Source organism: Photobacterium marinum (assembly GCF_000331515.1).
Lineage (GTDB): Bacteria > Pseudomonadota > Gammaproteobacteria > Enterobacterales > Vibrionaceae > Photobacterium > Photobacterium marinum.
On record NZ_AMZO01000002.1, the window covers coordinates 158,093 to 182,969 of the forward strand.

At 47.1% G+C, this 24,877-nt stretch carries 22 protein-coding genes; 14 read left to right on the forward strand and 8 right to left on the reverse strand.

What is annotated here, in order from left to right; all coding sequences use genetic code 11:
* The first annotated feature begins 47 nt into the window (after positions 1-47).
* The 6 genes from cobA to yiaY all read left to right on the forward strand — a co-directional run bounded on the left by cobA (position 48) and on the right by yiaY (position 9,008).
* The gene (gene cobA, locus C942_RS02095) at positions 48-899 is read left to right on the forward strand and encodes a uroporphyrinogen-III C-methyltransferase (protein WP_007461901.1); all 852 of its coding nucleotides are present in this window, start codon (positions 48-50) and stop codon (positions 897-899) included.
* Between the two features lie 26 nt (positions 900-925).
* Complete coding sequence (gene nirB / locus C942_RS02100) at positions 926-3,475, forward strand: nitrite reductase large subunit NirB (protein WP_007461903.1); 2,550 nt, start codon at positions 926-928, stop codon at positions 3,473-3,475.
* Between the two features lie 9 nt (positions 3,476-3,484).
* Positions 3,485-3,814, forward strand: coding sequence for a nitrite reductase small subunit NirD (gene nirD, locus C942_RS02105; RefSeq protein ID WP_007461905.1), 330 nt, complete (start codon positions 3,485-3,487; stop codon positions 3,812-3,814).
* Positions 3,815-4,100: 286 nt separating this feature from the next.
* Positions 4,101-5,576: a NarK family nitrate/nitrite MFS transporter gene (locus tag C942_RS02110; RefSeq protein WP_007461907.1), complete on the forward strand. Its 1,476-nt coding sequence runs from the start codon at positions 4,101-4,103 to the stop codon at positions 5,574-5,576.
* Positions 5,577-5,647: 71 nt separating this feature from the next.
* Positions 5,648-7,405 (forward strand): bifunctional protein-serine/threonine kinase/phosphatase, encoded by a 1,758-nt coding sequence (locus C942_RS02115; RefSeq protein ID WP_007461909.1) that lies wholly within the window; start codon positions 5,648-5,650, stop codon positions 7,403-7,405.
* A gap of 454 nt (positions 7,406-7,859) precedes the next feature.
* On the forward strand, positions 7,860-9,008 hold the full coding sequence (gene yiaY, locus C942_RS02120) for an L-threonine dehydrogenase (protein ID WP_007461911.1): 1,149 nt from the start codon (positions 7,860-7,862) through the stop codon (positions 9,006-9,008).
* 100 nt (positions 9,009-9,108) lie between these two features.
* Here yiaY and C942_RS25585 read toward each other — a convergent pair whose 3' ends face one another.
* On the reverse strand, positions 9,109-10,260 hold the full coding sequence (locus C942_RS25585; RefSeq protein WP_007461916.1) for a diguanylate cyclase domain-containing protein: 1,152 nt from the start codon (positions 10,258-10,260) through the stop codon (positions 9,109-9,111).
* Positions 10,261-10,263: 3 nt separating this feature from the next.
* Positions 10,264-10,761 (reverse strand): hypothetical protein, encoded by a 498-nt coding sequence (locus C942_RS02130; protein ID WP_007461918.1) that lies wholly within the window; start codon positions 10,759-10,761, stop codon positions 10,264-10,266.
* A 481-nt stretch (positions 10,762-11,242) separates the two neighbouring features.
* Between C942_RS02130 and C942_RS02135 the strand changes: the two genes are divergently transcribed.
* The 5 genes from C942_RS02135 (at position 11,243) to C942_RS02155 (ending at position 15,616) form a co-directional block, all read left to right on the forward strand.
* Positions 11,243-11,899 carry an ABC transporter permease gene (locus C942_RS02135; RefSeq protein ID WP_007461919.1) on the forward strand — a complete coding sequence of 219 codons (657 nt, stop codon included), beginning with the start codon at positions 11,243-11,245 and terminating at the stop codon, positions 11,897-11,899.
* Between the two features lie 27 nt (positions 11,900-11,926).
* Positions 11,927-13,048 (forward strand): ABC transporter ATP-binding protein, encoded by a 1,122-nt coding sequence (locus C942_RS02140; protein WP_007461920.1) that lies wholly within the window; start codon positions 11,927-11,929, stop codon positions 13,046-13,048.
* Positions 13,049-13,051: 3 nt separating this feature from the next.
* Entirely contained in the window at positions 13,052-13,783 is a 732-nt protein-coding gene (locus C942_RS02145; RefSeq protein WP_007461921.1) for an ABC transporter permease, read from the forward strand.
* Between the two features lie 12 nt (positions 13,784-13,795).
* Positions 13,796-14,686 carry a glycine betaine ABC transporter substrate-binding protein gene (locus C942_RS02150; RefSeq protein WP_007461922.1) on the forward strand — a complete coding sequence of 297 codons (891 nt, stop codon included), beginning with the start codon at positions 13,796-13,798 and terminating at the stop codon, positions 14,684-14,686.
* Between the two features lie 87 nt (positions 14,687-14,773).
* Positions 14,774-15,616 (forward strand): nitrilase-related carbon-nitrogen hydrolase, encoded by an 843-nt coding sequence (locus tag C942_RS02155; RefSeq protein ID WP_007461923.1) that lies wholly within the window; start codon positions 14,774-14,776, stop codon positions 15,614-15,616.
* Positions 15,617-15,735: 119 nt separating this feature from the next.
* Here the strand turns inward: C942_RS02155 and cls are convergent, their stop codons facing one another.
* Positions 15,736-17,193 carry a cardiolipin synthase gene (gene cls, locus C942_RS02160; RefSeq protein WP_007461925.1) on the reverse strand — a complete coding sequence of 486 codons (1,458 nt, stop codon included), beginning with the start codon at positions 17,191-17,193 and terminating at the stop codon, positions 15,736-15,738.
* Between the two features lie 352 nt (positions 17,194-17,545).
* On the opposite strand from cls, the gene C942_RS02165 reads away from it, so the two are divergent.
* The 3 genes from C942_RS02165 (at position 17,546) to C942_RS02175 (ending at position 21,132) form a co-directional block, all read left to right on the forward strand.
* Positions 17,546-18,880, forward strand: coding sequence for a sodium-dependent transporter (locus C942_RS02165; RefSeq protein WP_051035691.1), 1,335 nt, complete (start codon positions 17,546-17,548; stop codon positions 18,878-18,880).
* A gap of 130 nt (positions 18,881-19,010) precedes the next feature.
* Complete coding sequence (locus tag C942_RS02170) at positions 19,011-19,697, forward strand: TIGR01621 family pseudouridine synthase (RefSeq protein WP_007461929.1); 687 nt, start codon at positions 19,011-19,013, stop codon at positions 19,695-19,697.
* Positions 19,698-20,193: 496 nt separating this feature from the next.
* Positions 20,194-21,132, forward strand: a complete 939-nt coding sequence (locus tag C942_RS02175) for a class I SAM-dependent methyltransferase (protein ID WP_007461931.1) — start codon at positions 20,194-20,196, stop codon at positions 21,130-21,132.
* A gap of 88 nt (positions 21,133-21,220) precedes the next feature.
* On the opposite strand, the gene C942_RS02180 is transcribed toward C942_RS02175, so the two are convergent.
* The 5 genes from C942_RS02180 to C942_RS02200 form a co-directional block, all read right to left on the reverse strand.
* Positions 21,221-21,613 carry a GspS/AspS pilotin family protein gene (locus tag C942_RS02180; RefSeq protein WP_007461932.1) on the reverse strand — a complete coding sequence of 131 codons (393 nt, stop codon included), beginning with the start codon at positions 21,611-21,613 and terminating at the stop codon, positions 21,221-21,223.
* Between the two features lie 42 nt (positions 21,614-21,655).
* Positions 21,656-21,955, reverse strand: a complete 300-nt coding sequence (locus tag C942_RS02185) for a YciI family protein (RefSeq protein ID WP_007461933.1) — start codon at positions 21,953-21,955, stop codon at positions 21,656-21,658.
* Between the two features lie 96 nt (positions 21,956-22,051).
* Positions 22,052-22,450, reverse strand: coding sequence for an acyl-CoA thioester hydrolase YciA (yciA, locus tag C942_RS02190; protein ID WP_007461934.1), 399 nt, complete (start codon positions 22,448-22,450; stop codon positions 22,052-22,054).
* Positions 22,451-22,465: 15 nt separating this feature from the next.
* Complete coding sequence (locus C942_RS02195) at positions 22,466-23,005, reverse strand: septation protein A (protein WP_007461936.1); 540 nt, start codon at positions 23,003-23,005, stop codon at positions 22,466-22,468.
* 234 nt (positions 23,006-23,239) lie between these two features.
* Complete coding sequence (locus C942_RS02200; RefSeq protein ID WP_007461944.1) at positions 23,240-24,496, reverse strand: dicarboxylate/amino acid:cation symporter; 1,257 nt, start codon at positions 24,494-24,496, stop codon at positions 23,240-23,242.
* Positions 24,497-24,877: the final 381 nt, after the last annotated feature.

Below are 24,877 nucleotides of genomic sequence, written 5' to 3' on the forward strand. Positions count from 1 at the left end.
AAGTAAAGTCGCAATGAACGTACATGGACTGTACGTAAGGAAAAGTGATGTTAGAGAGAGCAATAGCGAATGAAATACTGTCACCCGGTTTTTCTGACTTTACTGTCACAACGACAAAGCGTGAAGGTAAGTCTGGGTGTGTCAGCCTTGTCGGGGCTGGTCCCGGAGATCCTGAGTTGTTGACGGTGAAAGCGATGAGGGTAATTGAGCAGGCTGATCTGATTGTGTTCGACAGGTTGGTCAGCCCTGAAATTTGTGCCTTGTTTCCTGCGGCGACAGCAACAAATTATGTCGGCAAGGCCAAAGGGAAGCAAAGCTTGTCGCAGGCAGAGATTAATGCCTTGTTAGTTGCTAAAGCCAGAGAGGGGATGAATGTCTGCCGCCTTAAAGGCGGAGATGCGTTTGTATTTGGCCGTGGGGGAGAGGAAATTCTTGCGCTCAGTGAGGCTGGGATTGAGTTTGAGGTGGTGCCGGGGATCACAGCTGCTGCCGGGTGTAGTGCTTATGCCGGTATTCCTCTGACTCATCGCGGCCTGTCACAGGGCTGCACCTTTGTGACTGCCCATACAGAAAAAGATCTCATGATTCGTTGGGACGCGCTGGTAAAGCTCAATCATACCCTGGTGTTTTATATGGGGCTTACTAAAGCCGGATTAATCAGTAAGGGGTTAAGTGAGGCCGGCCTTTCTGCGGATACACAGGTTGCTTTGATTGAAAAAGGATGTTGTCCGCAACAGCGGGTGATCTGCGGTGAGTTGTGTCAGCTTGAAGCTTTGGTTATTCAGCATCAGGTTCAGTCTCCGGCATTAATTGTTGTTGGCCAGGTTGTTGGTTTAGCTGAGCAATTGCAGTGGTTTTCAGCCACGGAAAACCAGCAGGCCAGCAGGTTGTCGGCTTAAAAAACAAATGACAGTGAGGATGTTATATGGACAGGCAGCGTGTAGTTGTGGTCGGCAACGGTATGGTAGGCCATCGCTTTATTGATGAATTGGTGCAGCGTAACGAAGAAGAACAATTTGAGATTGTTACGTTTTCTGAAGAGCCCAGACTGGCCTATGACAGGGTTCAGCTCAGTAAGTATTTCTCCGGAGCGTCGGCGCAGGATCTGGCTTTGACTGATGAAGATTATTATCAGTCCTACGGTATTAACTATGTTCTGAATGAAAAAGTGGCAGAGATTGATGTCGAGGCTCGTCAGGTTGTGACAGTGAACGGCAGAACGGAAGCATATGACAAATTGGTGCTGGCAACGGGGTCTTATCCTTTTGTGCCGCCGATTCCTGGAAATGATCAATCACACTGCCATGTTTACCGGACAATCGAAGATTTGGAGGCAATTGAAGCTTCCGGCAAACAAAGCCAGGTTGGTGTGGTCGTCGGAGGCGGTTTGTTAGGGCTGGAGGCCGCCAATGCATTAAAAAATATGGGGCTGGAAACCCATGTGGTTGAGTTTGCTCCCAGGCTGATGATCGTCCAGTTGGATGAAGGTGGCGGCGAGTTATTGAGCCATAAGATCAGTCAGCTTGGAGTCGAGGTTCATACAGAGAAAGCGACCACTGAAATCATTGCCGGAGAAAAATGCCGCTACCGGATGAACTTCTCTGATGGCAGTTTTCTTGAAACCGATATGATCGTGTTTTCAGCCGGTATTCGCCCTCAGGATGAACTTGCCCGCCGGTGTGGTCTGGAAGTGGGAGAACGGGGCGGCATTGTTATTAATGACAACTGTCAGACCAGTGTTCCGGATATTTACGCAGTGGGTGAGTGTGCGCTGTGGCAGCAGAAGGTTTTCGGGCTGGTGGCACCGGGTTACAAGATGGCAAAAGTCGCGGCTTCTCATCTCTTTGGTGTTAATGAGTTTTTCACCGGCGCGGATATGAGTACCAAACTCAAGCTGCTTGGTGTCGATGTCGCCAGTATCGGTGATGCCCATGGCCAGACTCCGGGAGCGCAGTCTTATACCTTCAGTGATGATATCGAGCAGATCTATAAGCGACTGATTGTTTCCGCTGACGGCGACGAAATCCTCGGGGCCGTGCTGGTAGGCGATGTTGAGGCCTATGACCAGATTTTGCAGATGAAGCTAAATGACATGCCTTTACCGGAAAATCCGGCGGTATTGTTATTGCCCCCTGTGGATGATGACGGAGCTACTGCGTTGGGTGTTGATGCCTTGCCCGACCATGCTCAGGTTTGTTCGTGTTTTGATGTCACCAAAGCTCAGATCAAACAAGCCGTGGCTGAAGGTTGTAGTGATATGGCTACCCTTAAGGCCGAGACTAAAGCCTCAACCGGGTGCGGTGGTTGCTCGGCGTTGGCTAAACAGATCCTGGACAATGAGCTGGCTACTCTTGGCTACGAAGTGAATAACCATTTGTGCGAGCACTTTGCTTACTCCCGTCAGGAGCTGGCTGATATTGTCCGGGTGAAGAAGATCAGAACTTTTGATGAGTTGCTGGATGACTATGGTCAGGGACTGGGATGTGATGTCTGTAAACCGGCTGTCGGGTCGATTCTGGCTTCTTTCTGGAATAATTATGTGCTTGATGAGCAGCATATCGGCCTGCAGGATACCAATGATATCTTCCTCGGTAACATGCAAAAAGACGGCACTTACTCTGTGGTTCCGCGGATCCCCGGTGGGGAAATCACACCGGAAAAACTGATTGTCCTCGGTATGGTTGCTAAGGAGTTTAACCTTTATACCAAGATCACCGGTGGTCAGCGGGTAGATTTGTTTGGAGCCCGGCTTCATGAACTGCCGTTGATTTGGCAGAAACTGGTGGATGCCGGTTTTGAAACCGGTCATGCGTACGGCAAGGCGGTCAGAACGGTGAAGTCCTGTGTCGGCAGCACCTGGTGCCGATATGGCGTTAAGGACAGTGTCGGTTTTGCGGTTGATTTGGAAAATCGCTACAAAGGCTTACGTGCTCCTCATAAATTGAAGTTTGCAGTTTCAGGTTGTACCCGTGAATGCGCCGAAGCCCAGTCGAAAGATATTGGGGTGATCGCCACCGAAAACGGCTGGAACCTTTATGTTTGTGGTAATGGCGGGATGCGTCCTCGCCATGCTGATTTATTTGCTTCGGATCTGGATAGCCAGACTCTGGTTAGCTATATCGATCGAATTTTAATGTTCTATATTCGCACCGCTGATCGTTTACAGCGGACATCCGTCTGGCTGGAAAATTTGGAAGGCGGCCTGGATTACCTCAAACAGGTTGTAATTGAAGATAAGCTTGGTATTGGCGATGAGCTGGAAACTGAAATGGAAAACACTCTGGGTCAGTATCAGTGTGAGTGGAAAACTACCCTGGCATCACCGGAGAAATTGAAGCGTTTCAGGCACTTTGTGAACAGTCCAGAACCGGACAGTCAGTTACGTTACATCAGTGAACGGGGGCAACGTCGCCCTGCTTTAGCTCACGAGTATCTCAAGCAAGGCCAAATTGATGTCGTTCAGGTTAATGAGTAGGAGCAGTTGATGGAACAGTGGCAGACGGTTTGTAAGCAACAGGATTTAATCAGAAACACCGGGGTGTGTGCATTGGTTGGTGACGAGCAGATAGCGGTTTTTTATTGCGGCCGTACCCGCGCCTTGTATGCATTATCTAATTACGATCCGATTGGTGAGGCAAATGTGATTTCAAGGGGGATCATCGGCTCGCTTGAGGGGGAGGCGGTTGTTGCATCACCTTTGTACAAGCAGCACTTCAGCTTGAATACAGGACAATGTCTTGAGCAGCCGGAGTATCAGCTGAGAACCTATGCGGTGAGGTTAAAACAGGGTGATGTTCAGCTGAGATTGAGTTAAAAAACTGGGTTTATAAGTAAAGATGGAGCATAAGGCTCCATCTTTTATATCTATATAACTAACTAATTCTTATTTTTGATATTTAAATTAACTGAACTGCATAAATATGAAATTAATTGTTCTTTTATGTTTATATCTGGTGCGGAAATGATCGCTTTGGTGCAGCCTTATTTCTAAGTTCTCATTTTATCTGATTTTTTTGATTTAACCTTTTGTTTTTACTTGAATGTAAATTGGCATGTTTACTGCAGTTGGCTTATCAGTCAGTCAATAAAGGAAAGAGACAATGACAGATACAGGTAAGTTCAACATATTTTCGATGACCGGGAAGATGAAAATCCTTCACTTTAGCTGGTTTGCTTTTTTCATCACCTTTGTAGTGTGGTTCAACTTTGCGCCTTTGTTGCAGTCCGTGAAAGAGTCGCTCGGGTTGACCACGGCAGAAATCAAAACACTGCTTATTCTTAACGTTGCCTTTACCATACCGGCGCGGGTGCTGATCGGTATGCTGACCGATAAGTATGGTCCTCGTTTAGTGTATTCAGCTTTGCTGGCGGTTTGTGCCGTTCCCTGTTTTGTGTTCGCATTTGCCGATGATTTTGTTCAGGCCGCAATAGCCCGTTTTGCGCTGGGACTTATCGGTGCCGGTTTCGTGATTGGAATCAGGCTGGTGTCTGAGTGGTTTCCTCATAATGAGCTGGGTACAGCCGAAGGGATTTACGGCGGCTGGGGTAACTTTGGTTCAGCGGCAGCAGCTTTTACCCTACCGACTATTGCCGTGATGTTTGGCGGGGAAGATGGCTGGCGTTATGCCATGGCTATCACCGGAGCAATGAGCCTGATCTTTTCTTATATCTTTTATATCAATGTTTCCGATACACCAAAGGGCGCTACCTATTTTAAACCTAAGAACTTAGGGGCGATGGAAGTTACTTCTAAAGGGGACTTTTACCTACTGCTGCTGATGAAGCTTCCTATGTACGGTGCACTGGCATTGCTGGCTTGGAAGTTGTCACCGGCCGGTGTTTCTTTGCTTAGTGAGACAATGGAAATCGCGATTTATCTGGTGCTGGCCGTTATATACCTTTATGAAGTGAGTCAGGTGTGGAAAGTCAATAAGCATATCTTTAAAGAGCCGGTACCGGAGATCCATCAGTATAAATTCAAGCAAGTCGCTATTTTGAATGTGCTTTATTTTGCTACCTTCGGCTCAGAGCTGGCTGTCGTTTCTATGTTGCCGCTGTTCTTTTCAGAAACCTTTGAACTGACGCCTGTGGTTGCCGGTATGGTGGCGTCGGCTTATGCGTTTATGAACCTGATGTCCCGTCCTGGCGGAGGCTGGTTGTCCGATAAGTTTGGCCGCAAGCTGACCTTACTGATTTTAACGGCAGGCCTGGCGGGCGGTTACTTCCTGATGGGCATGGTTGATAGTAGCTGGCCGGTATGGCTGGCAGTCGCAGCCGCTATGGCTTGCTCTTTCTTTGTTCAGTCCGGTGAAGGGGCTGTTTTTGCTACGGTTCCTCTTATCAAGCGTCGTATGACCGGGCAGATTGCCGGAATGACAGGCGCTTACGGTAATGTCGGGGCTGTTTGTTACCTTACTATTTTGTCGCTGGTGGATTACAGCACCTTCTTCTTTGTTATCGGTGCAACGGCAATTATTGGTTTTGTTACTCTGCTGATGATGGAAGAACCATCCGGGCAGATTGCTGAAATCAATGAAGACGGTAGTGTGACTATGATTGATGTTGCTAACAGTTAGAAACACATAATAGTGATAATGGAATAGCTGCCTGCGATGGCAGCTATTCCATCCGTCAGGGAGGTGAACAAATGGATGTCGCTGAAGATGTAACAACGCAACCGCTTGATGACCTTCAGGTGTCTCTGGGGGGCTATTCAACAGCCGGGAGCAGGAAGGCCAATCAGGATGCTTTTGCGGCGCATTGTCCGCATCGCGATAACGTGAAGAAGTACAAAGGAATAGTTGCATGTATTGCTGATGGCGTCAGTTGTAGTGAGAACGGGCAGCAAGCCAGCCACACCAGCGTTACCCAATTCATTGATGATTATTACAGTACTCCTGACAGTTGGGGGGCAAAGCATTCCGCAGCCAGGGTGCTTAAAGCGCTTAACAGTTGGTTGTATTTTCACGGCTGTCAGAGTGATTTGCGCCATAACGGTCTGGTGACGACTTTCAGCAGCATTATTTTTAAATCGAATACCGCACACCTTCTTCATATCGGTGATAGCCGGATTTACCGTTATCGCCAACACCGATTGGTTCAGTTGACAAGCGATCACAGTCGTAAACAGGGAGGAAAGAGTCATTTTCTTACCCGGGCGCTGGGGATGGATAATCGACTTGATGTTGACTATCGCCGGGAGTTACTTGAACAGGATGATATTTTTGTGCTGTCTACAGATGGCCTCCATGATTGGCTGACAGAACCTGAATTGGCTGGTTTGTTATCGGTGCACGGGCAATCCCTGAAAGCCAGGGCCAGAACTATTGTCGAGCGAGCGATTGAAAATGGCAGTACGGATAATGTGACCTGCTTGCTGCTGAGTGTTGATGCTTTGCCTGAAGAGAATTTACAGGAAGCGGAAAGGCGATTGACCCAAAGGGTGATCCCGCCGGTAATGAAAGAAGGCAATCGGATCGATCAGTATGAAATAACCCGGGTGATCCACAGTGGCTCCCGAAGTCATGTCTATCTCGCTGCTAGTCAGTTCGACGGTAAGAGCTATGTCTTAAAAGTGCCTTCGCAAAATTTTTCTGACGATATGCTCTATCTTCAGGGTTTTATCCGTGAAGGTTGGTTGGGTAATCAAATCGATCACCCTTCGGTTATGAAAATTCACCGTTACTCGATGCAGTCTTCTTTTCTCTATCATGTCTGTGACTATGTTGAAGGCACAACGCTGAGGCAATGGATGCTTGATAACCCTGAGCCGACATTGGAAAAAGTTCGTGTGATAGCCAGTGAGTTGGTTAAGTCGCTACGCTATTTGCAGCGAATGGGAATAGTTCATCGGGATTTGAAACCTGAGAATATTATTTTGACTGATAAAGGCTGGGCTGTATTCATCGATTTTGGTACGGCCCAGGTAGAGGGCCTTGAAGATATAGCTGGGGGCATCAAAGAGTCGATACCCGTCGGGGATATTGATTATATGGCACCAGAATATCTTGCTGGGAAGAAGGCAACGCCTTTTTCTGATCTGTTTTCAGTCGGCATCATTATTTATGAAATGCTGACAGGGCAAAAGCCCTATGAGCGATTACGCTCCACAGTTTATGATGTCACTCAACGTCAGGATTTCAGTTATGTATCGACCTTGACCTACCGAAATGACATTCCGGCATGGATGGATTTGGTTCTGAAAAAGGTTTGTCATCCATTACCTCAATGTCGCTATCAGGTGATGTCTGAGTTTCTTCAGGATTTATCGACCCCGAATCCGGCGATAGTAAAAGAGCTTAAGGGCGCACCTCTACTTGAAAAGAACCCTTTGCTGGCGTGGAAGGTTTTTACCTGGGTATTGCTGATTATCGTTATTGTCGAAACCTATTTCCTGATGCGTTGATTTTTTCACCACAATTTCGCTTCAAATTCATTTTCAACTGACTTCGAATGTCGGGATTTTGCTTCCTTTCTACTCCCACTTTTTAAACCTGAAATTTACCTTCTGATGTGACCAGAAAAGGGCTGACATTTTTCTATTTCTTTTAATGTGCTGTTAATCGCATTAATGCATATTAATCGGTGACCGGAAGAAAGATAATGTTTACCCCAATAAACAATAAAGTCAGTAAATGTAGTGAAAAAGTGACGAAATTCAAAAAATTTAACTGAAGTAAACATCGGTATTTCATAATTTGTTTGAGATCAAATTGTTGCACATTTCGACAGTGTTAGATATGCACACCAAACCCGAGAAGGGTGACAAGATACTCATTACAGGTAGCTGTTTGAGTTGAAATGGAATGGTTAATTAATCAGCTAAAGTAATTAGTATTTGAATATTAAGGAGAATTATTGTGAGTAGTGCATTTTTTATCCCTACAGTAAACCTGATGGGCGCTGGCTGTCTTACTGATGCAGCGAATGCAGTAAAAGAACAGGGCTTCAAAAAAGCGCTGATTGTTACTGATAAAGTGCTAAATCAAATTGGTGTAGTTAAGCAGGTTGCAGACCTTCTTGCTGAGCGTGAAGTTGAATCTGTTGTTTTTGACGGTACACAACCAAACCCTACAATTGGTAACGTTGAAGCAGGTCTTGCACTGCTAAAAGAGAACGAGTGTGACTTCGTTATTTCTCTAGGTGGCGGTTCTCCACACGACTGTGCAAAAGGTATCGCTCTGGTAGCTGCAAATGGCGGTGAAATTGCTGACTACGAAGGTGTTGACCGTTCAGCTAAGCCTCAGATGCCACTGTTTGCAATCAACACAACTGCGGGTACTGCATCTGAAATGACTCGTTTCTGCATCATCACTGATGAAGAGCGTCACATTAAGATGGCTATCGTTGACAAGAACACAACTCCGCTGATGTCTGTTAACGATCCTGAGCTGATGCTTGCTAAGCCAGCATCTCTGACTGCTGCAACTGGTATGGATGCACTAACTCACGCAATCGAAGCTTACGTTTCAACTGCGGCGACTCCTATCACTGACGCAGTAGCTATCAAAGCGATCGAACTGATTCAGGCGCACCTGCGTACTGCAGTAAACGAAGGCCAGAACCTGGAAGCTCGTGAGCAAATGGCTTACGCACAGTTCATGGCGGGTATGGCGTTCAACAACGCATCTCTGGGCTACGTTCACGCAATGGCACACCAGCTGGGTGGTTTCTACAACCTGCCACACGGTGTATGTAACGCAGTTCTTCTGCCACACGTTCAGCGCTACAATGCTCAGATTTGTCCAGAGCGTCTAAGTGATGTTGCTAAAGCGATGGGTGTTAACGTTGAAGGCATGACTGCAGAGCAAGGTGCAGATGCAGCTCTTGAAGCAATCCAGCAGCTATCTAAAGATGTAGGTATCCCTGCAGGTCTGACTGAGCTGGGTGCAAAAGCAGAAGATATCTCTATTCTTGCTGACAACGCACTGAAAGATGCTTGTGGTCTTACAAACCCTAAACAAGCAACTCACGAAGAAATTTCTGCAATCTTCACTGCAGCACTGTAATTCTTCGTTGATTGAATAAGCAGAAAAGCGGCCGTTTGGCCGCTTTTTTTATGCTTGTTTTTTGCCTTCTTGCTTTAGCTTCTGTATTAAGACGCTCTTATCAGGAAATGACTTCTTCTTCGCCTGAACAGGTGGCTTCATTCGGTTGATAGTGGTTCAGGCCATCTTTACCTTTTTGCTTCACTTCGTACATCGCAAAATCGGCCTGTCTGAACACTTCTGAAATAGTTTTCGCCCTGCCGGGAAAATGGCTGACACCGATACTGGCTGAAATAATCAGGTTTTTACCGCCGATTCGTGCCGGACGGCGAAGTACTTCAATCAGCTTTAGACCCAGATTATTGCCTGGTAATGGCTTACCAGATGGTGAGCGGAGCTCAATGATTGCAAACTCATCACCACCCATACGTGCGGCATAATAACTGTCGCAATCAAGCTCAGAGAGTCGGCGCCCTAATTCGATCAGCAATTCGTCACCGGCATGATGACCCAGGGTGTCATTAATGGTTTTAAAGCCATCCAAATCGATCAGGTAAAAATTAAATGGATAGTTAAGTTGCTCAAGGTCTTTGAGTTTGTGGTTCAGCCATAGTCGGTTGCGGATCCCCGTTAGCGAATCATTCATTGCCAGCTTGTGATGGGTGTGGGATTCACGAAGAATCAAGAAAGCGGTCAGCACGCCTATCAGCAACATAGTCAGTAATAAATAGTGGATGATTTTCTCTATTTCAGAGATAGCATGGATGCGATCGCCCAGATCACCGCTGGATAACCGGAATTTATGGTTAAGAAAGATAATCAGGTTTTCATAATCATCCCGGAAGGTATCCAGGAGCGGCTGGACATTCTGCGTATTAGGTAGTTCAAGTAATGCCGGTTCGAGCTGTTTGATATTCGTGAAGTGTTCGTTCACGACATTATAAGCTCCTTTGAACTGGTCAAAGTGCATCACCTGCTTGTTATTAATAATGGTGTTAAAGCGGCTCCATAAGATCTCATACTGGATCATCATGTCATTATGATCGCTATTGCCAAACTGGTAGTTCTGTAGCTGAAAGATAAACTCTGAATATTCTTTCGTTAACTGCAGTACAAACCAGATAGCTTCGTTCTGACTCTTGGAAACGATCTCTGAATTATTTTTCAGCTGGGTTACCGCGAATACTGTGCTGCACAGTAAAACAGAGATTATGATGTATAACCCTCGTTTGACCCACTTTTGCTGTGTGGTAAGTAGCTTACTTCTTGCCATAGGCTAGTTCGCTGTAATGTGTTCAAGTTGCCAGACCATTTTTGCCAGATTTTTGGTTTGTCCTAATTCCGGATACTGGTCAATGGAGAAGACCAGCCAATAAGGACCGTAATCCCGAATACGTAGGTACTGATCGTCCTTTTTTATAGCAACGATGGGCTGATATTTTTCAATATGTTCTCTGCTGACTTCGGCTGAGTAGTCGTTGAGTGCACTCATTTTTATTTGAGTTGGCTCCAACTGGTAGTTTTGCAGCAGGGTGGTAAGCTTCACGCCTTTGAATTCAGCTTTGCCCTGAATCCACGGCAGGTGGGTTATAAGTGTACTTTGTGGAAGGTGTTCTATTTGTTCTCTGGTCAGGGTGACAGTGATGTATTCACCGGATGTATTGTGACCTGCTATGGTCAGTTTAGTTTCATAAGCGAACGCTGGTGATGACAGCGCAATAACCAGGGAAAGTATAAGTAGCTGCAGAGTAAAAAATGACAACCTGATGGACATCCTGAAACCTCATTTGGGTTATCTTTAAATCTTACATCGCCTTCGCGGCAGTGATGATAAGTCGCCACTCCATTGGCGAGGTAAATCATTTGTTACATGGTTTTTTGTACATTCTAGTCAGCAAACAAGAAACCTGCGTAAGGATATAGTGTGATCACTATCGACATTTTTTTGACGTTTTTTGCTGTTTTTCGTCGATGCGATCCTTTTTTTTGTACGTTTTGTTGGTTTTTTATTCGTCATTAATGACAAAGTTCAAAATAAAGTCGGAAATTCCTTGAGCTCATCATAGCAACTCAATAGAATCACCAACTCATTTTGTCACTCGCCAGCGAGCGTGCTGGTGGAATGACGCTTATGGCTTTAAGCCATGTCAGTCAGGGGGTAACCCTGCCTACATAACCAGTCGGTTATATCCAAGCGCTTGGATGCGCATTCTGAAAACAATCTGTGTTTAACCTTTTTAATCCAGAGGTGCAAATTGGAAATTTTCAATTTCATTCTGGACAACTGGGAAATCATTGCGTCTCGTACTGTTGAACACCTGTCACTGGTCAGCCTTGCTGTTGGCCTTGCGATTTTGACGGGTGTACCGGTAGGGATTGCTATTACCCAGAATCAGCGTGCAGCGAACATCGTGCTGTATGTTGCGTCCATTATTATTACGATTCCGTCGATTGCTCTGTTCGGGATCATGATCCCTGTACTGTCGATGATCGGTCAGGGTATCGGCTATTTGCCGGCGGTAATTGCTGTGTTGTTGTATTCGCAGCTGCCTATTATCCGAAACACCTATACCGCCATTAACAATGTAGATCCTGCACTACGAGAAGCTGCTCGTGGTATCGGTCTTACCAATATCCAGCGATTGCGCTTGGTTGAAATTCCACTGGCGATTCCGGTCATCATGGCTGGTGTTCGTACTGCCGTTGTGATGAACATCGGTGTAATGGCGATTGCGACCTATATCGGTGCCGGTGGTTTGGGAACCTTTATTGCCCGTGGTATCAGCCAGTCTGATCCGCGCCAGCTGATTGTTGGGGCGGTGGCTGTGAGTTTGCTGGCCATTTTTGCCGACACCATTCTGGCTATGGTGCAGAAGAAATTCACGCCGAAAGGCGTCGTCGTTCACGGCTAAAGATTTAAGAATTAAGAGGGTGTTTTCATGATCAAACTTGAGAACCTGACAAAAATTTTCGAAACCCCACAGGGCGTGGTGACGGCTGCCGACCATATCAATATGGAAGTTCCGACTGGCGAGATCTGTGTTCTGCTGGGTCCTTCCGGTTGTGGTAAGACAACAACACTGAAGATGATTAACCGCCTTGTTACGCCAACATCCGGTAAAGTCTTCATTAACGGTGAAGATACGACTGACATTGATACCGTAACCCTGCGCCGTAACATCGGGTATGTTATCCAGCAGATCGGTCTGTTCCCGAATATGACCATCGAAGAGAACATTGCCCTGATCCCTAAACTGATGGGCTGGGATCCGAAGCGCTGTACTAACCGCGCCAAAGATCTGCTGGACATGGTAGCACTGGATCCGAATGCGTTTATGAAGCGTTACCCGAATGAACTGTCCGGTGGTCAGCAGCAGCGTGTTGGTGTGGTTCGTGCCCTGGCGGCAGATGCACCGGTTCTGCTGATGGATGAACCGTTTGGTGCTATCGACCCAATCAACCGCGAAGTGATTCAGGAAGAATTCCTGAAGATGAATAAAGAGCTGCAAAAGACCATCATGTTCGTTTCTCACGACATTGATGAAGCAGTGAAAATGGCAAACAAAGTTGCAATTTTCCGCGATGGTCAGCTTGAACAGTACGCAAGCCCGGACCAGCTTCTGGCTCATCCGGCAACTGATTTTGTGGCTGACTTTGTCGGTACCGACCGTACTCTTAAGCGTCTTCAGCTGTCGACGGCGGGCGAGGTAATGGAGCGCAATGTTCCGACTGTAACGCCGGATGATAATCTGGACGTAGCTAAGAAGCTGATGGCCGATTACGGTCACGGCATGATCGTGATGGTTAACAAACAGCAGCAGCCTGTCGGTGTGATCAACAAGAGTGTTGCATCAAGTGAACGTGGTTTGTGTGGTGAGCACTTTGACGGTCTGCCAATCCTGATGAAGCAAGAGCAGGATCTGCGTGCGGTAGTATCAAAGATGTTTGCACACGACATCAGTTGGCTGGCCGTGGTTGATGAGCAGGGCCGCCTGTGCGGTGAAATTTCACAGCGTGGTATTACTCACCACCTGGGAGCCAGTTTCCGTACCAAGGGGTAAGCGATGAAGTCGATTAATCTGAGTCCTTACTTCAATGCGCTGATGTTCTTCGTCGTATTTATGGTGGGGATCTGGGCGCAGTCATCAGGCTTTGTAGACCAGTTTATTTTTTACTGGGATGAGATCCTGTACCTGTCTGGTCATCATATGAAGCTGACCCTGATCTCCGGCGCGATTGCCGTGTTGATTGGTGTGCCGCTGGGTGTGATTCTGAGCCGCCCGTATTGCCGACGTTATGCAGATTTCTTTATGCAAATCTTCAACATTGGTACCACTGTACCGACACTGGCGGTACTGGCTCTGGCGATGAGCTTCCTGGGTATTGGTGATAAGCCGGCGATTTTCGCGCTGGCGATTGCATCGGTTCTGCCTATTTTGCGCAACACCTATACCGGTCTGATTGCTGTGCCTGCGCACCTGAAAGAAGCGGCAACCGGTATCGGTCTTACGCCATGGCAGCAGTTGGTTAAAGTAGAACTGCCGAATGCGCTTTATGTGATTATGGCGGGTATTCGTACTGCAATTGCGATCAATATCGGCACAGTGCCGCTGGCATTCCAAATCGGTGGTACCGGCTTGGGTGAGCTGATTTTTGCTGGTATTGATTTGTACGATACGCCTATGATGTTGGCGGGTGCGATCCCGACGGCTGTTCTGGCGCTGATCGCCGATATCCTGCTGGGTATGCTGACGTTTGTAATTGTCAGCAAAGGCGTTAACCCGAACCGTAACTGAGGAATCTGAGATATGACGTTTATTTCACGAATGATGGCTGCGGTTGTGGTATTGGCTATGTCCCAGACAGCAGTAGCTGCAAACAAATTGGTTGTTGGCGGTAAAGGCTTTACCGAGCAGCTGATCATGTCATCAATGACTGCTCAGTACCTGCAGGCGAAGGGCTACGAAGTAGACCAGCGTGACGGTATGGGGTCGACCGTTCTGCGAACAGCACAGGAAAACGGTCAGATTGACCTGTACTGGGAATATACCGGCACCGGCCTTATCACCTATAACAAGGTGACTGATAAACTGAGCCCGGAAGAGACTTACAATCGTGTTAAGTCTCTGGATGCAAAGAAAGGCCTGATTTGGCTTAACCCTTCTAAGGCAAATAACACTTATGCACTAGCAATGCGTAAAGACTTTGCCAAAGAGAAAGGGCTGGAAACCATCAGTGACATGATGGCCTGGCTGAAATCTGAAGACGGTAAAGATGCGCTGCTGGCCAGTAACATTGAGTTTTCTGCCCGTGCTGATGGTCTTAAATCTTTGCTGGCGGCTTATGAGTTTGAGTTGCCGCGCCGCAACCTGAAAAAAATGAACTCAGGTCTGGTTTACCAGGCGCTTTCACAGGAAGTTGTAGATATTTCAATGGTGTTTGCAACCGATGGTCGTGTTAAGGCATTTAACTTTTATGTACTGAAAGACGATCGTCAGCATTTCCCTAACTATGCACTGACTCCGGTTGTGAGACAGGACTCGTTGGATGCGAATCCGCTACTAGCTGATCAGCTGAATGCGCTGGCGGCACTGATGAACGATGACGTAATGGCTTCCCTGAATGCTCAGGTGGATGTTGACGGCATTTCAATCGAGCGCGTTGCTCACGACTTCCTACAACAGAATAACTTGCTGTAGCAGTAAGAAAGCGAGGAAAGGCCGGCTCCCTGAGTGTAGACCCAGAGTGCTGGCCTTTTTATTACCTTGCTGAACACTTGGTGAAACATGACAATGAAAAATGAACTGAAAGTCGGTATTGCCCAGATCGCACCTGTATTGGGTGATGTTGCGGCGAACCTTGAAAAGCACCTGCAATATATTGAAGCAGCAAGAAAAGAAGGGATTGAGCTGCTGCTGTTCCCTGAGCTGTCAATGACAGGTTATAGCTTGCGTGAGAAAACGCTGGATGTGGCGATGCCTCTATCTGCGGATGTACTGGATGAATTGGCAGCTGCGGCCGGTGATATGGCAGTCAGCTTTGGCTTTGTTGAGGAAGCCAGTGCCGGTGAGTTTTACAATGCTCAGGGCATGGTGAAAAACGGTCAGCTTATTCACTTGCACCGCAAACTAAACCTGCCAAATTATGGTGGTCTGGAAGAAGCCAAGTGGTATAGCAAAGGTCAGGGCCTGGAATTATGCGAGCCGTTTTCCGGCTGGCCGACGCACACCTTGATTTGTGCTGACTTGTGGAATCCGGCACTACCGCACCTGGCAATGCTGGACAAACCTGCGCTGATGCTGGCTCCGGTAAACTCTGCTGCAGATATCGTTTCAGATGAATTTTCTAACCCGCAAGGCTGGAAGACTAATACAGATTTCATCTCAATGACTTATGGTGTGCCGTTGCTGATGGCAAACAGCTGTGCGCTTGAGGGTAACAGCCGATTCTGGGGCGGTTCTCGTATTATGGATGCGTTCGGCAACTGCTTGGCCGAAGCTGGTGCAGAAGAGGCGCTGATTTCAGCGGTTGTGAAACTGTCTGATACCCGTGAGGCGCGTTTCCAGCTTCCGACTATCCGTGATGCTGATAACCGCCTGGTGCTGGATTTGCTGAAAAAGCGACTTTAAGCCTTGGTTGAGGTGGCGGATAAAGATAAAAAAGACAGGCAAATGCCTGTCTTTTTATAGGTTCCTGCTGATACCTGACAGCAAACTAATGGATTGCAGAGTTAAAGCGATTGAATGAGTTACAAAAGTGGGCTGAACATATAGAAGAATTGTTCGCCGAGCTTTTTGTAGACCGGGCGTTTTTCCCACTCACTCAAAGAAATATGGGTAGAGTTAGCGATATATTCCTGCTGTAGCCAGCTTAGTTGCTGGGTAAATTCAGGGTTATCGACCGCCAGGGTGACTTCGAAGTTCAACCACAGGCTACGCATATCAAGGTTCACGGTACCAATCAGGCAATGGTTGTTATCAATAACCACTGACTTGGTGTGCAGTAACCCCCCATGGAAGCGGTGGATTTTAACTCCGGCACTTAGTAATTCAGTAAAGAAGGAACGGCTGGCCCATTCAACCATCACCGAATCATTTTTGTCTGGAATGACTATGTCGACACGGACCCCGCGCTCGGCTGCACTTTCAAGGGCATGGAGCAGGTTCTCACTCGGGACAAAATACGGGGTGGTGATCACCACACTCTCTTTGGCCTGGTAGATACTCAGCAGCAATACTTGATGGATAAGTTCATCGGGCATGCCCGGACCAGACGGAATTACCTGAATGATTTCATGTTTTTCTGTTGCTGTGCTGACTTCTTCTGTCGGCAGTTCCGGCAGGAAGCGTTTACCGGTTTCCACTTCCCAGTCCCAGGCCTGAATACAGTTAAGCACCGAGACACAAGGGCCGGTCAGCCTGACCATCACATCAATCCACTGGCCGACACCGGCATCAGTTTTAAAGTGTTCAGGATCAACCAGGTTCATCGAGCCGGTATAAGCAATCTTATTATCTATTACCACAATTTTGCGGTGCTGGCGCAGATCCAGTCGGCGCAGGAACATCCTCAACGGTGATACTGCCAGTGCCTCAACAATTTCGATACCAGCCTGAGCCATCAGTCCCGGCCAGTAAGAGCGAAAAAAGCGGTTGCTGCCGGCAGCATCCAGCAGAAGTTTAACTGACACTCCCCGTTTGGCGGCAATGATCAGGGCTGAAGCGACTTCATCAGCCAGTCCTCCCGGATGCCAGATATAAAACTCCAGGTGAATGCTGTCTTCAGCGTTACGAATGTCTTCGATAATCGAACGCAGGATCTCATGTGGAGTGTCCTGAAGGGACATGCTGTTGCCACAAAGAGCCGGAAGGCCAAGCCGGTTTTCACATAAATCACTGATAGGTCGAGCCTGGTGGCTCATTTGTTGTGGCTGGTGGCCGGGGCAGTCGTTGAGGCGCTGAAACCAGTCGGCAAATGGCTGGAACATCTCTTTTGCCCGTTCGGCACGTTTTCTTCCTAGATTAAGTTCTCCAACCAATAAATAGGCAAAGACACCGCCAATCGGAATGATGTAGATGATCATCAGCCAGGCAAGGGAGACACCGACAACACGGCGTTTGAAAACGACACGCATTGTCACACCGGCTATAACCAGCCAGTAGAAAAAGACGCTTACCCAAGCGAGTACCTGATAAAACTGTTCCATGTGAGAGAGTTATCTAATTCAACAGAGTTTTGTTTCTATTATTTTGCATCGAAATTGAAGGAATACCAGCGTTATCTTGTTAAAGAGTTACTTATAAGTGTTTCAGTTAACAAACAGAAAACAATAAAACTAACTATTGATTGCTTTATAAGCGAAACTGGCTGGAATTGGGCGGAATGCTGGTGATTGATCAAAAAATATAAAAGCGGGCTTCACATTTTATTCCTAAACTGTTTTACTTGCCAATGAAGAGGGTGTGATTGATATTTGAATGGATGTACACAATACTTTACACCAGGCAAAGCACAACATTATTACAGCAATACATAACGACTAATTAAGAGATTCTGATATGGCGAGTGGATCAAGAGCGCAGTTCAGCTCAAGGATAGGTTTTATTTTGGCGGCGGCAGGTTCCGCTGTTGGCCTGGGAAATATTTGGGGATTCCCGACTCAGGCTGCCAGTAACGGTGGTGCCGTTTTCCTTCTTGTTTATTTGTTGATGGTATTTGCTCTGGCATATCCATTACTGGTGGCTGAGTTGACGATTGGTCGTTATGGCAGCGCCAACCCGATTAAGTCGCTTCGTGCTGTATGGCCTCAGCAACGTGGAGTTGCCGCAGTACTGGGTGTTGCAGGGATGATTGCAGTATCAATGATCCTGAGTTTTTATGCGATTGTTGCCGGATGGCTGTTCGGTTTCCTGGTCGGCCCGGTTTTAGAAGCTATCGGTATGGTGTCTGCCGCCGAGTGGCTTGAGTCTTTCAGTGCCAGTCGTAACCTTTCCCTGATGATCATTTTTATGGTGCTGACTATTTTAGTTGTCCGCAATGGTGTTGCTGACGGTATTGAGCGTTGGTCAACCCGTCTGATGCCGGTATTACTGGGACTATTTGTAGTCATGGTGGCCTATATCCTGACTCAGGATGGTGCCATTGATGGCCTGAAAATGTATCTGGTTCCTGATTTCTCACACATGAGCCCGGAACTTGTCGTCAGTGCAATGGGGCAGGCTTTCTTCTCTTTGTCGCTGGGCGTGTGTTCGATGATGGTTTACGGTTCATACATTAAAAAAGACGTTAACCTGCCTAAAACTGCTGCTCAGGTGGCGATGTTGGATACCTCAGTTGCTTTCATTGCCGGCCTGTTGATTCTTCCTGCGATGTTTGTGGCGCAGCATAATGGTGTTGAAATTTACAGCGATACCGGTGCATTGCTGTCTTCCGATACGCTGGTCTTTAGTGTTCTCCCTGCGATGTTCGACACCATGGGAGCAGCCGGCCTGTTTATCGGTGTGCTGTTCTTCGTTCTGATGGTGATTGCAGCACTGACTTCCTCTATCTCTATGCTCGAGGTGCCGGTTGCCTGTGCGACCGAAGAGTTACAGCAGGACCGAAAAATTGCAGTATGGTGGATTGGTGGTTTGATCACCCTGTTCTCAGGCATCATTGTCTTCAATTTCGGCGATATGTTTGGCCTGGTGATTTCGCTGACGACTGAATACGCGCAGCCGATTTTAGGTATGTTGTTTGCTCTGCTAGTTGGTTGGGTATGGAAGCGTGACAAAGTGCTAGAGGAAATCAAACAAGGCTACCCTGAGCTGGAACAGGGACTGTTCTGGAAAATCTGGCCTTGGTATGTACGTGTTGTTTGTCCGCTGCTGATGCTGTTTGTTTTCTTTGCATAAGGCTGAACACGGTATAGCAGAACGAAAGCCGCTCATCTGAGCGGCTTTTTACGTTGTGGGGAGTGGTTTCTCGGCATTGAGAGTATATACTCCGCACTTCGTTTTTTATTTCGTGAGATGGTATCGGCTTATGTTCACTCTGGTTTATCAACATCCTGATTTTCTGGTTATTAATAAACATCCGGGAGTGAGTGTTCACAAAGACGATAATGAGCAGCCATTGCTGGCCGAAGTGGCAAAACAAACCGGCGATGAAAAGCTTTATCTAATCCACCGTCTCGATAAGATGACGTCGGGCTTATTGCTGTTAGGGCGCAACCGGGAAGCGGCTTCAGTGCTGTCGGCTAATTTTGCTCAGCGTAATGTTGAAAAATATTACCTGGCAATCGGCACTAAAAAACCCAAGAAGAAGCAGGGAGCAGTGATTGGTGATATGACTCGTTCCCGTCGAAGTAGCTGGAAGCTGGAAAGCAGCAAAGAAAACCCGGCGATAACCCAGTTTTTCTCGGCTGCTGCCGGAAATGGACGGCGCTTGTTCCTGTGTAAGCCTCATACCGGTAAAACACATCAGATCCGGGTTGCACTTCGAAGTGTCGGTTCCGGGATCTCCGGAGATGATATTTACGGCTGTGAAGGTGCCGATCGTGGTTACCTGCATGCGTATGCGCTGCGCTTCCCTTATCAGGGTGAGCTGCAACAGTTTGTCTGTATTCCTGAGTTGGGGGAGTTTTGGCATAGTGCTGAAGTGCAAGAGGCGATGGAACAATGGAACGCCCCTTGGGATATAAGTTGGCCGAAGCTGGCGATTAATGCTTGATGACAAATATCGAAAACTGTTGAAAATGGAAATTACTGGTTATTGTCGGTGCAAATTAGCTGAAACTATAAAATAAGTTGTGCTAAGTGGCGTTTAAATGACCAGTTTTAATTATATTAATATAAAAATTCGCATATAATGCCCGTCTAGGATTTACCTAGACTGAGGATTACAATGCGCCGACTTAACCGCTCTGTGTCGCTTCGGATGCGATTGAAGAAGAAAAAGACTAAATCGCGTTTTTGGGGTTTGGCTACATTCCGCCGTAATCGTCTCAAGTTCAAAGCCCGCACCAAACGCCAAAGACATGTTCGTATCACCGCAGAGTATGTCGTTCTCGCCAGTCATCGCCTCCCTGATGAAACAACCAAATTAGTCGCCTGATCATTTTCCATTATTAAGTTTGGTATTACTGCTAAGCTCGAATAATTGTGTGGCACGGTGTGAGAGGTTGGTATTAGAATAGCGCCTTTATTTCATTAAACACTGAAGATTTATGGAAACGAGTGCGCTACCAACCTTAGAACAACATTTGCTTAATGAGCTGACTTCACCACCTACTGAGGTGCGTCGCCTTTTTCATGGTCGTGGTCGTTGCTGGCAGGGCCTTGAACAGCTCACTGTTGACTGGCTTGGCGGCCAGGTACTGGTTTCCCTGTTTAAAGAACCATCCGAGTCATTTCTTATTGCGCTGAACGAAACGCTAATCACACTGACTGAAAGTGAAATCTGGCAGCAAAGTAACGCAGTGTCATTGCTGCTGCAGCACCGTGACCGTCAGGGGTCGCCGACGGAAGTGCTGTGGGGTGAGATGCGGGAATATCAGGACGTGGTCGAAAATGGCCTGACGTTCAAGCTGGATTTGGGTCGCAAGCAAAATAACGGTTTGTTCCTTGATATGCGCTATGGCCGTGATTGGGTAATGCGCCACTCAGAAGGAAAGCGAGTACTTAACCTGTTTGCGTACACCTGTGGCTTTTCTGTTGCCGCAATTGCCGGCGGGGCAGAGCACGTCGTTAACCTGGATATGTCAAAAGCTGCGCTGAGCCGGGGGCGTGATAACCATCACCTCAATAAGCATGATCTGAAGAAGGTCAGCTTTTTGGGCCATGAGTTGTTTAAATCATGGGGTAAGGTGCGCAAGTCTGGCCCTTATGACTTAATCATTATTGATCCGCCATCCTTCCAGAAGGGTAGTTTTGCCTTAACGAAAGACTACCAGAAGATTTTACGTCGCTTGCCTGAGCTGCTGACAGAGAAAGGTCAGGTTATGGCATGTGTGAATGATCCTTCGGTTTCTGCTCAGTTTTTGATTGACGGAATGGCAGCCGAAGCACCAGAACTGACGTTTACAGAGCGACTGGATAATCCGCCGGAGTTCAAAGACATTGATCCGGAAGGTGGCTTGAAGGTACTGGTTTTTGACCGGAATTAACAGTTAGTACAAATAAAAAAATACCGCCTGATTGTGAGTCAGGCGGTATATATTAATTCCAGCGAGATTACTGTTCAGATTTAGTAATCTATTGGGCTTGTTCCAGATTCGTACAATAGTCGGCGTAAACTGGCTGCTCAGCCATAGTTCGGCCTCGCATATCCATCACCACGATATTGTAATTCACCCCTTCATTGACCAGCGGGCTTAGCTCGTTGCTCGCACAGTAGTTGACGGCTGCATTCTTCACGGCAATTGAAGGTGGTACTTTACCGCCGCCACCGTAAAGGATAGTGATCTCGACAGTATTTTCACGTGCTTTAGCCTTCATGATTCGGTATTCGCCAACCGTGTCATATGGGGCTTTGTTATTGATAGCGGCAGCCCGGCTTTTCGCTAGGGCGATAGCTGCATCATCCTGAGTTGATGCACAGCCTGCCAGGGTCAGCAGGGCGATGCATGCACATACTTTTTTAAACATTGAATTGTTGTTCTCGTTATGTCGCAGGGTGTGAACTGCTGTTTATGGCAGAACCTTCTTGAATGGTTTCACGATCACTTTTTCATAAACACCGGCTTCAATATAAGGATCGGCATCAGCCCATGCTTTCGCATCATCCAGGGAATCAAACTCAGCAATAACCGTGGAGCCGGTGAAGCCTGCTTCGCCAGGGTTCTCGCTGTCGATAGCCGGCATTGGACCCGCAACCAGCAAACGACCTTGTTCCTGAAGGTCTTTCAGGCGAGCCAGGTGCTTTTCACGCACGCTCATGCGACGCTCCAGGCTGTTTTCAACGTCTTGAGAAAAAATCACATACCACATTCGCAGGTATCTCCCTATTAGAAGCGATTAAGTTTTCGTATCTTAACCAATAAAAAAAGCCCTAACCAGAGGTCAGGGCTTTTTTGCGGCATGCACTCAAGACTTTTTGATTGGTCTCGGGCGGCCTTCGCTATTAATCGCAACGTAATTAAATGTCGCTTCACAGACGCGGTAGCGATCACCGACTTCGTCGTGGGAAACCGGTTTAACCCAGACTTCCAGGGCAATACTCATTGAGGTATTACCGATACGGCTGCATTCACCGTAACAGCAAACAACATCACCAACGCCAACCGGTGCCTTGAAGGTAATGCTTTCAACGGAGACGGTAACAACCCGTCCGCCAGAAATTTCTTTTGCCAGAATGGCACCGGCCAGGTCCAGCTGTGACATGATCCAGCCACCAAAAATATCGCCGTTGGCGTTGGTGTCTGCAGGCATTGCTAATGTGCGGAGCAAAAGTTGTCCGCGAGGAACATTGTTTTCAGTGGTCATGCTTTGACTCTTCTACTACTTTGAATCGGTTTCTTTGGGCATATGGTGGTAAATATATCCGCCGGTCGCAAGTGTAAACGCAAAGGTCAGGCCCAACAGGCCAAAGACTTTAAAGTTTACCCAAACATCAAGAGGCAGATAAAAAGCAATATAGATATTGGCTAACGCACAGATAACGAAAAACAGGAACCAGGCAGCGTTGATACGCTTCCAGGCATGTTCAGGCAATTGAATTTCGTTACTCAGCATTCCTTTAATTAGTGGCTTGCCAAGGTACTGGCTGACTGCCAGTCCGCCCGCAAACAGGGCGTAGATGATCGTCACTTTCCATTTTATGAAGTTATCATCGTGCAGCACGAGTGTCAGTCCGCCAAAAACTGTAACCATAACAAAAGTGACCAGCTGCATTTTCTCTACTTTCTTATACAAGAACCAGGTCAGGACTACCTGTATTGCCGTTGCAACTATCAGTGCGCCGGTTGCCGCGTAGATGTCCTGAAGCTTGTACAGGGCAAAGAAGATGATCAGCGGAATAAAATCGATCAGTTGTTTCATGAATTAACAGCCTTATGGTCGTCCGAAGTCGGTGAGCCGGACGGAATCTGGTACTCGAAGGCGCTAGTATACCCAAACAGTTCCAATATGCAGAGTCTACCAGTATGTTTATGAGTGATATTGCATATTTGTAACCAAGTATGGATATAAAACAAACAGGCTGCCGGTAGATGATTACCGACAGCCTGCTGGAGTTTATACCAAGCGGAACAATATTTTGTTCCGTATTTGGGCTTAAGCGTTTTGTGCTTCGTCTTCTGCTACCTGAGCAGGCGCATCACCAATCATATCATTGATAATTACAGCACAGGCTGCGTCACCTGTAATGTTCAGTGCTGTACGAATCATATCGAAGATACGGTCAAGGGCGAACAGTAGTGGCAGACCTTCAATCGGGATACCGGCTGAAAGCAGTACGGCAACAACCAGGAATGACGGACCCGGAACACCGGCCTGGCCTACTGCTCCCAGGGTAGAGGTTATGATAATCGCAACGTATGCGCCCATACCAAGGTCGATATTGAACAGCTGGGCAAAGAAGATAGCAACCAGACCGTAGTAAATCGCGTTACCACTCATGTTGATGGTTGCACCCAGTGGCAGAACGAAGGAAGCGGTAGAGTTCTTTACGCCCAGTTCTTCTTCACAAACTTCCATGGTAACCGGCAGTGTTGCCATTGATGAAGCAGTTGAAAGTGCCACAGCCTGAGGCTTTTTCATTACCGACAGGAACTTAAACGGTGATGTCTTGCTGAATGTTTTGATTAGTAGCGGGTAGAAAACAAAACCGTAAATCAGGATAGCTGCGACGTAAACAACAAACAGTTTGAATACCACCATCAGGGCACCGAAACCGAAAGTACCGACAGCATCAGCCATCAGGCCGAATACGCCTAGCGGAGCAATCTTCATTACCACGTTGATCATCCATACCATGGCATCAACGATAGCATTTACACCGTTTAACAGCGGGTCACGACGTTCCTGTTCCAGTTTGGATAAAGCAATACCAAAGAAAAGGCAGAAAACCAGAATTTGCAGAATATTCGCTTCATTCAAAGATTGGAAAACGTTGGTCGGGATCATACCCAGAACGGTGGCCCAGAAGCTTGGCAGTTCACCTTTGTCTGCATAGACGTCAGAGAACATGCCTTCAACACCGGCAAGGTCAATACCATGGCCCGGCTCGAATACCTGCCCCATAAACAGTGCCAGTGCAACAGCGACGGCAGAGGTAAGGGCGAAGAATCCAAGGGTGGAGAAGCCGACTTTACCGGCGGAGTGGCTGCCGCCAAGACCGGCAGCACCGGAAATGATAGCAACGGCTACTAGTGGGATAACCAGCATTTTGATCAGGTGGATAAAAATGCTGCCAAGCGGAGCGAACATGCTGGCAGAATGCCCCATCATCGCACCGACAAGTGTACCGAGAAACATTGCAATAACGACCTGTACGCCGATATTGCCCAATAATCCTTTTTGATTTAACACTTTAGATACCTCAGTTGTGTTTGTTAATCCTGTATGGGCTCAAGTACTGTTATTGTTATAAATGTTGCATTGATATTTTACGGGTGTGTTTTTACACGCAATTTAACGATTTTACAATTGTTATTTTTAATATTTTCTTCTGAATTTATGCTTGCTGAGAATGCTATGTGACAAATAAGCAAACTTAACATCTTTGCTACTGTATTCCGTGGCTTAATGGAATTCTTTGATCTTGGTTCTGAAGTGGTGGTTAAGCTTTGATCGCTTTGGTGTGTTTTGGTGTGAAAAAGCCGCATAGTATGCGGCGTTGATTTAACATCAGGTTGAAAAGTTGTTTCAGTCATCACTGATGTGGAATTTTTGATAAGAGTTTAAGGGCCG